Below are 6,879 nucleotides of genomic sequence, written 5' to 3' on the forward strand. Positions count from 1 at the left end.
AATGAAAATATGACTAAACCATGCTGCACTAATGTTATAAGGCATTCAAAACAGACTTAAAGTCTGTTCCATTCGTGAAATCTAAAGCGTCCTGTTTGCGCCATCATTTTCAGAAAAGAATGAATTCGTGGTGATACATTGAATCCAAGTTAGATAAAGTTCGCGATCTCGGGCGGGTCCGAGTCAAAGTCTTATGTCCTACGTCTTAACGTCTTAAGTCTATTTTAGGCTACTTCACGGATAAGCATAAAATTTATCAATAATTCCATTCTACGCTCATTCCACTACATACCTACTGTCCCTTTCTGAAAAAAGTGTTCCATTTACTTCATAAAGAAATTTCTTCCGCTGGATGTTTTTGCAACGTGGCTCGCTCGAGGCAGGCCCGCGCTCGACCGGACATTGAAAGTACGAAGTAGAAAGTGGGAAGTTCAAGCAAGTAGTCTCAAGAGATTAACTATGCTAAAGCTTGAATTTGCTTCGCTTTTCTCTCAAGGACGAAACCGTTGACACTAAATATACTCGGTAAAATATCCCTCTCTTTTAGTTTTTTACAAGGCTCATAGGTTTTATATCCAATCAAGCTTTCGCAACTTGTGGTTGTAATAAGAGTAGAGAGTAGAGAGTAGAGAGTAGAGAAAAAACGACAATCCCTCACCTATACCCAAAAAACACAAACAAATGAGCTACACACCCAACACATCGCCCGCCCCAACCGAGCTACTAACAGAGGAGCTTTTAAATGAGCTGATAGTTGAATTGAATCCGCTGTTTATTTTTTGGGGGGAATTTATTGTTAACCCTGATGTTACTATGCTTACCATTATTGTTGGTGAGAACGAATGCAATCCCAACACCTTTGAGAAAGCGGATGCTTTGTTGAAGGGCCACGCACAACTGCGGCACCGGATGTATACTCAAAGCTATGCTACGGAACAGATTGAAGCGGGAAACCTCTTTTTTATTGAGAATTTATTATTGGGCAGGATGGTGTATGTACAGCCGGAACTGGGATTCCCCTTTATGAATTCTGCCCTCTGCCTAAACGATTTGATAGGTAGAAGCAAGCGCGCTTTCGATAAGGAGTTAAAAAAGATTGATGCTTTTAGTGAAGGGGCGAGTAGCCATTTTGAAAAGGGGCACTATGCCCAGAGTACTTTTGCTTATCACCAGACCATGGAACTTTTATTTCGTGCAGGGGAATGTGCCTTGATGGGACGGAACAAGATTACCCATAGGCTTAGGGAACACCAAGCGTACTGTGTGGGCTTTCTTCCCTCCCTAGCTTCCTTCTTTGATCCAAATGATGAGGAGGAAGCAGCGGTAATGAAACTATTGGACCAATCTTATTGCGCCGCACGGTACCAAAGCGATTTTGAGCCTACCCTTGAAGCTATAGCTATGTTATACTACAAGACAGAGCAACTGGTTACTTTGGTGAATTCGGTATTCTATTTCACCTGGCAGCGCTGTTTTGCGGCTAGCTATAAAAAGGATAAGGCAGATGAGGCCGGAAAGGAACCTCAAACGGTAGGGGAAGAAACAGTCAATTTTCCCTTTATGAACGCTCAACAAGTGAATACGGAGGAACCCGAAGTCCATACTGCCAAAAGTGGCAACTACGAGACGGATGACGAACTTTTAATACGGGTAGTTGAATTGATAAAAACAAGGATGGACGTTGATTCTGTTTTTCTTATCAGCAAGTACGAAAATCGACAAACGTTGGAAGTGTACTTGGAGCAGCGCACGCCCCTGGACCAAAATAACATTATTTTCACCCTGCTGCTAGTCACCATCGAACCTAGCTCCCTAATTTCTAGTACGCTTTCCGAATTTATTTATAAAGAAACCGAGAAGCGCTGCAGGGTGTATGCTATTTTTTACAGTGTTGATGAGGTAATGGAAAAACGAAATTACGGGAGTCATTTTTTGGAGTTTATAATTACTCAATCTCAATGGGCATATTATGAGTCCGAAAAGTCTTTTGGTATTAACTTTAAGGTGAATTATCATCCAATAATGGTTACGAATATTGAAAAAATATGGGGTGATAAATCCAGCAAGGCGTCTTACCTATTGGATTTAATTGTGGATGATGGCTTTACACGATACGATTTTACCATAACTCTTATGATTGTAAGATTGGCAATTGAACAAACCTGCTTAGGAATGCTCCAAGTATTTTGGGAATTTAAACCGAAGGAGTATTCTCTGCCCTACCTCCTTCATCTCTGTAGTCATTTTTCAAAAACGCCCATTACTATATTTCACAAAACAAAATACGACAACCAACGCCTATACCATCTAATTTGCAATGCAAGGCGAATTTTACGCAACAATGAAAACCCGCAGGTGGATCTTAATGACAGCGAAAGCGCCATAAATATAGCCGAGGAATTTTTGCGGCAGGCAGCAGAGGAAGTTTCAGTGCACCTAAGGCAACTACGCACATTGGCAGACGAATCTGAAAAAAGAAGGGCTTTTCGGGCGTGATACTTATAGACGATATGTGGGAATTGCTATTGACGGAGAGAAATGTTTAATAAAAAGTTAGTCGTGTCCGACTAAGATGTAAGACCGCTTCGCTGAAAGACATAAGACATACTTTTTAATGGTTTGACAGTTAAGTTAAATTGATTAAGTATACTTTTTAGTTATTAAATTTCAATTGTGAACTAAATAGCAAGCTATCGCTTAATAAAAATTCTTTTAGCGCCTTTTGGCTTTGGCTGAACGGAATTTTAAAATATTTTAATCGGAAACTATTGATAAAAAGTAGACAATGGAAACAAATAAAAGCATAGCTAAAACGGATAAGGAAAGGTTGGCGGAGGCAATTGAACTTTTAAGACCTAGAAAACGGCGACATTATAGAAGGGACAGTAATGTTACGATGCAGGAAGTAAGTTTTGAGGTAACAAGCAATGGGGAGCTTCGCTATATTATTTCTTGTATGTTGCGGGTCTGTATTTTGGCATTGGAAAATGAGGAAGGGTTTTGCTCCCCCAGATTGTCTTCATGTTCCAAGGATCTGACCATAGCGACAATTTTAGATTTAGCAGATGCACTTATGCCTGATGCGCAATTGGATAGTTATGATGCTTTGGAGGAAGTTTTGTTGGGAGGGTGAAAATTTTTATGACTTCTGGGCTTGATCCATAATAAGCACTTCGACTGCGCTCAGTGTGACAGTTGGAAGTTCATAACAAAGGGGAGGCAAAAATGTAGAATTCTTTCTCTATTGACTAACTATAATTTTTGTATAAACAGAACAATTGGGGTTGGAGAATAATAGGCACTTCGACTGCGCTCAGTGTGACAGTTGAAAGACCATAAAAAAAAACGCCTAATTTAATTGAAAGAATTTAAGGCAAAATAAGTAGAAACGCCCTAAAACAAAAAAAGCCTCTCCACTTCGGCTCCGCTCAGTGCGGGCTTTAGGAAAAGCTTCTCATCGGTCTATTTCTAAACCACAAGCCACCTTTAAGTGACTCAACACAACATTATTGCTCTCTCCGTGTGAAAGAGATTCCCTCCTTCGAGGGAATATGCGGTCTGGACGAGACTCGAACTCGCGACCCCCTGCGTGACAGGCAGGTATTCTAACCAACTGAACTACCAGACCAAATTTTCAATCAACCTTTTACAGCGACCTCAACAACAGTTGAGCTAAGTGAAAAATTGTTACCATACTTTTTGAGACTACTCTCTTGCCGTATTAAGCGGTGGCAAATATACCACTCCATTTGATTCCTACAAACTATTTTTTAAAAAAATTTAAATAATTATTTTCAGCAGCCAATTTTCATACTATTTCAGCACATCAAATTCATTTAAAATTCACCTTTCAGCATTCGCTTAGCATCACCCAAACTTCTGACGCTCTACAAGATAGGTGGTCAATATTTTATTAAAACTTTCATTTATATCAGTGCCAACATACTTGATTCTGTATTGTGCACATCGTAACTGTAATTCCTGAAAGTAAGCTTGAACGGCTTCTCCGTACTGATGTTTGATGTTATCTGCGTACAAATTGATATGCTCTCCCGTTTCAACATCTACAAAACGCTTGGGACGGTTGGTAAAATCAAAATCAACCTCGTGTTTTTTGTCGAACGTATGAAATAGGATTACTTCGTGCTTATTGTATTTTAAATGCTGTAGGGCTTCAAAGAGTTTTTCTGCTTCTACATCGCTTTGTAACATATCTGTAAAAAGAAACACCAACGAACGTCGTTTCAGTTTTTCTGCAATTAAATGTAGGTATTGATATGTTTCGGTTGTTGATTTTTCTTTTGAAGAACGCAACGCTTCTTGCAATTTCTGAAGAAGCATTTGATGATGCCGTTCACTACCCTTTTCAGATGAGTAAAATTCGTATTCTTCGCTATAGATACTTAGCCCTACAGCATCGCGTTGGCGTTTCATCAAATTCATAATAGCCGCAGATGCCAATACTGAAAAGCCGATTTTATTTAAGGAATTGATATTGAACTGCTTTAGCTTTGGGTAGTGCATGGAGCTACTATTATCCACAATCAGGTGGCAGCGCAGGTTTGTTTCTTCTTCGTAGCGCTTTGTGTAAAGCTTGTCTGTTTTCGCAAACAGCTTCCAATCTATATGCTTGGTGCTTTCGCCGCTATTGTAAATTTTATGCTCGGCAAATTCTGCTGAAAACCCGTGAAAAGGACTTTTATGCAATCCAGAAATAAAGCCTTCTACTACTTGCTTGGCAAGTAGTTCAAGGTTTTTAAAACCTGTAATTTCATTTATTTCTTTTTCTATCTTCATCTTGTCATCCTGAGTATTTCGGTTATGCTCAATATAAACTACGCAGAAGTGTCGTTTATTTCTGTTTTTTATCCACGCTTCGGTGCAATTTCAATCTCGCTAAGCGCTATTGAAATCACTCAGCGAACGTTGTTTGGTACTACTATTTATATACTTGAACTTTTCAACTTATAAACAACGAAATTTTACTACTTAAGTAGTGCTAACTGTAGAAAATTTGAATTGTAAGGTTCTTAAAGTTTTTTCTTGAGAATGTAAAATTCTGATAATTCTCCTTCTACCATTTCCCCCTCGGAATCGAGCATAAATAATTGGTTTTCCCCAACTTTAAAATGAGTGGTTTCTTCACCGTTTTTTAGTGTGATGTTTGATCCAGTAGTATCCCAACTAAAAGTTCCGTTAGACTTTATTTCAGTGTTGTTTTTAGGGGCTTTGAGGTACGTTTGAGCAAGCGCAAATGTGTTATCCTCTTTAATCTCAATAACAGTATTAATGCCTTCGCAATCTGCGCATGGAAGCGTGCCTTCATACACTCCTGCCCAATCTAAAGCGTTTTGTGAATTGTGCCCGTCAACTACATCAGAAACTATTGTGTCCATATTTTCTTCAACAATTACTTCCTTCTGTTCTTGATTTTTACAACCCATCAAGGTCAGCATTGTTATTCCTAAAATGAAGATTGATTTTTTCATATCTACGTAATTATATTTTAAATTGAATACATCCGAAACATTATTCCATTACACCATCAACTATTCCGTATGCTACAGATTCTGAAGCGTCCATCCAATGATCTCGATTGAAATCTTTCATCACTTTTTCAAAATCTTGTCCACAGTTTTCAGCAAGAATTCTCGCACTTATTTCTTTGGTTTTCAGAATTTCTTGTGCCGTAATTTCAATGTCGCTAGCTACACCACGCGCTCCACCACTTGGTTGATGAATCATAACACGAGCGTGTGGCTGAATGAATCTTTTCCCTTTATCGCCTGCTGAGAGCAATATACTTCCCATTGAAGCTGCCAAACCAGTACAGATTGTAGTGACTGGACTTTTAATTGCGCGCATGGTATCGTAAATGGAAAACCCAGAAGTTACATATCCACCTGGACTATTAATGTAAAACTTAATTTCGTCATGGCTTAAGGCGTCTAAATACATTAAACGCTCCACGATATGTCGCGCACTTCTGTCGTCTACCATTCCCCAAAGAAACACTTTTCGTTCTTCAAGTAATTTACCATCTATTTTATCCTGCACTTTATTTGTTTTGCTCATAGTTTTTTTGTCTATCCTCACAAGTAAATTGCGAGGTTGTTTTATCATTTTATTTATTAGAAATCCTATCTGAGCTTAGACTAGAAAACGGGTTGTAAACTCATTTAGAGATTTTACTAATATAGAAAAAGGCTCAGCAATACGCCAAGCCTTTCGTTATTTTATTTTTTTTTAAAAACGTATTAGAGTAACGAGTCTATCGCTTCTGCGTATACATTTTTAGGAGCAACACCTACTTGGCGGCCCACAACTTCACCATTTTGGAAAACCAAAACTGTAGGAATATTTCGCACACCGTATTTGGCTGCAAATTCCTGATTTGCGTCTACATCAACTTTTCCTACAACAGCTTTGCCATCATATTCTTTGCTGAGTTCTTCCATAATAGGACCTACCATTCGGCAAGGCCCACACCATGCTGCCCAAAAATCAACCAACACGGGCTTGTCACTTTTTAATACCGCTTCTTCAAATGTTGCGTCTGTTATTTCTAATGCCATAATCTTGTTTTTAATTAATATACAAAAGTAGTCAATTTTTATACGAAACCTTACAGCCCTAACATACGTTTAGGAAATGATTGTATTGATTTTATCTATTCTTTTGAAGTTTTAAAACCCGTTGTGCATTATGATTTAAAAGAAAAAAGTTGTCCATATCACTGATAATCAGTATCTTGTTTTAGCCATAAAACATTATATATGAACAACTTAAGTGCAAATTACGAAAGAATATTGGAAGTTTTAAGAAAAATATCAAAAGATCAACTTTTACCCTATCAAAGGCGTGAACCAAAGCTCTGTG

At 38.3% G+C, this 6,879-nt stretch carries 6 protein-coding genes and 1 tRNA gene; 2 read left to right on the forward strand and 5 right to left on the reverse strand.

What is annotated here, in order from left to right; genetic code table 11:
• The first annotated feature begins 681 nt into the window (after positions 1–681).
• Complete coding sequence (locus tag ACN0U3_RS14085; protein ID WP_417266725.1) at positions 682–2,496, forward strand: HEPN domain-containing protein; 1,815 nt, start codon at positions 682–684, stop codon at positions 2,494–2,496.
• A 289-nt stretch (positions 2,497–2,785) separates the two neighbouring features.
• A complete protein-coding gene (locus ACN0U3_RS14090) occupies positions 2,786–3,133 on the forward strand; it encodes a hypothetical protein (RefSeq protein WP_417266726.1) in 348 nt (115 codons plus the stop codon).
• Between the two features lie 421 nt (positions 3,134–3,554).
• Here the strand turns inward: ACN0U3_RS14090 and ACN0U3_RS14095 are convergent.
• From ACN0U3_RS14095 to trxA, 5 genes are all read right to left on the reverse strand, one after another.
• Positions 3,555–3,628: transfer RNA gene (locus tag ACN0U3_RS14095), tRNA-Asp, on the reverse strand.
• A 239-nt stretch (positions 3,629–3,867) separates the two neighbouring features.
• Positions 3,868–4,797: a DUF58 domain-containing protein gene (locus ACN0U3_RS14100; protein WP_417266727.1), complete on the reverse strand. Its 930-nt coding sequence runs from the start codon at positions 4,795–4,797 to the stop codon at positions 3,868–3,870.
• Between the two features lie 233 nt (positions 4,798–5,030).
• A complete protein-coding gene (locus tag ACN0U3_RS14105; protein WP_417266728.1) occupies positions 5,031–5,489 on the reverse strand; it encodes a copper resistance protein NlpE in 459 nt (152 codons plus the stop codon).
• A 40-nt stretch (positions 5,490–5,529) separates the two neighbouring features.
• Positions 5,530–6,123 (reverse strand): ClpP family protease, encoded by a 594-nt coding sequence (locus tag ACN0U3_RS14110; protein ID WP_073213739.1) that lies wholly within the window; start codon positions 6,121–6,123, stop codon positions 5,530–5,532.
• A 134-nt stretch (positions 6,124–6,257) separates the two neighbouring features.
• A complete protein-coding gene (gene trxA / locus ACN0U3_RS14115; RefSeq protein ID WP_073213742.1) occupies positions 6,258–6,575 on the reverse strand; it encodes a thioredoxin in 318 nt (105 codons plus the stop codon).
• Positions 6,576–6,879: the final 304 nt, after the last annotated feature.

The organism is Brumimicrobium sp. (genome assembly GCF_048268645.1).
In the GTDB taxonomy this organism is placed as follows: Bacteria; Bacteroidota; Bacteroidia; order Flavobacteriales_D; family Crocinitomicaceae; genus Brumimicrobium; species Brumimicrobium ulvae.

Coding starts and splice junctions, on each gene's coding strand:
- ACN0U3_RS14085 (WP_417266725.1), top strand. CDS start 682: ATGAGCTACACACCCAACACATCGCCCGCCCCAACCGAGCTACTAACA.
- ACN0U3_RS14090 (WP_417266726.1), top strand. CDS start 2,786: ATGGAAACAAATAAAAGCATAGCTAAAACGGATAAGGAAAGGTTGGCG.
- ACN0U3_RS14100 (WP_417266727.1), bottom strand. CDS start 4,797: ATGAAGATAGAAAAAGAAATAAATGAAATTACAGGTTTTAAAAACCTT.
- ACN0U3_RS14105 (WP_417266728.1), bottom strand. CDS start 5,489: ATGAAAAAATCAATCTTCATTTTAGGAATAACAATGCTGACCTTGATG.
- ACN0U3_RS14110 (WP_073213739.1), bottom strand. CDS start 6,123: ATGATAAAACAACCTCGCAATTTACTTGTGAGGATAGACAAAAAAACT.
- trxA (WP_073213742.1), bottom strand. CDS start 6,575: ATGGCATTAGAAATAACAGACGCAACATTTGAAGAAGCGGTATTAAAA.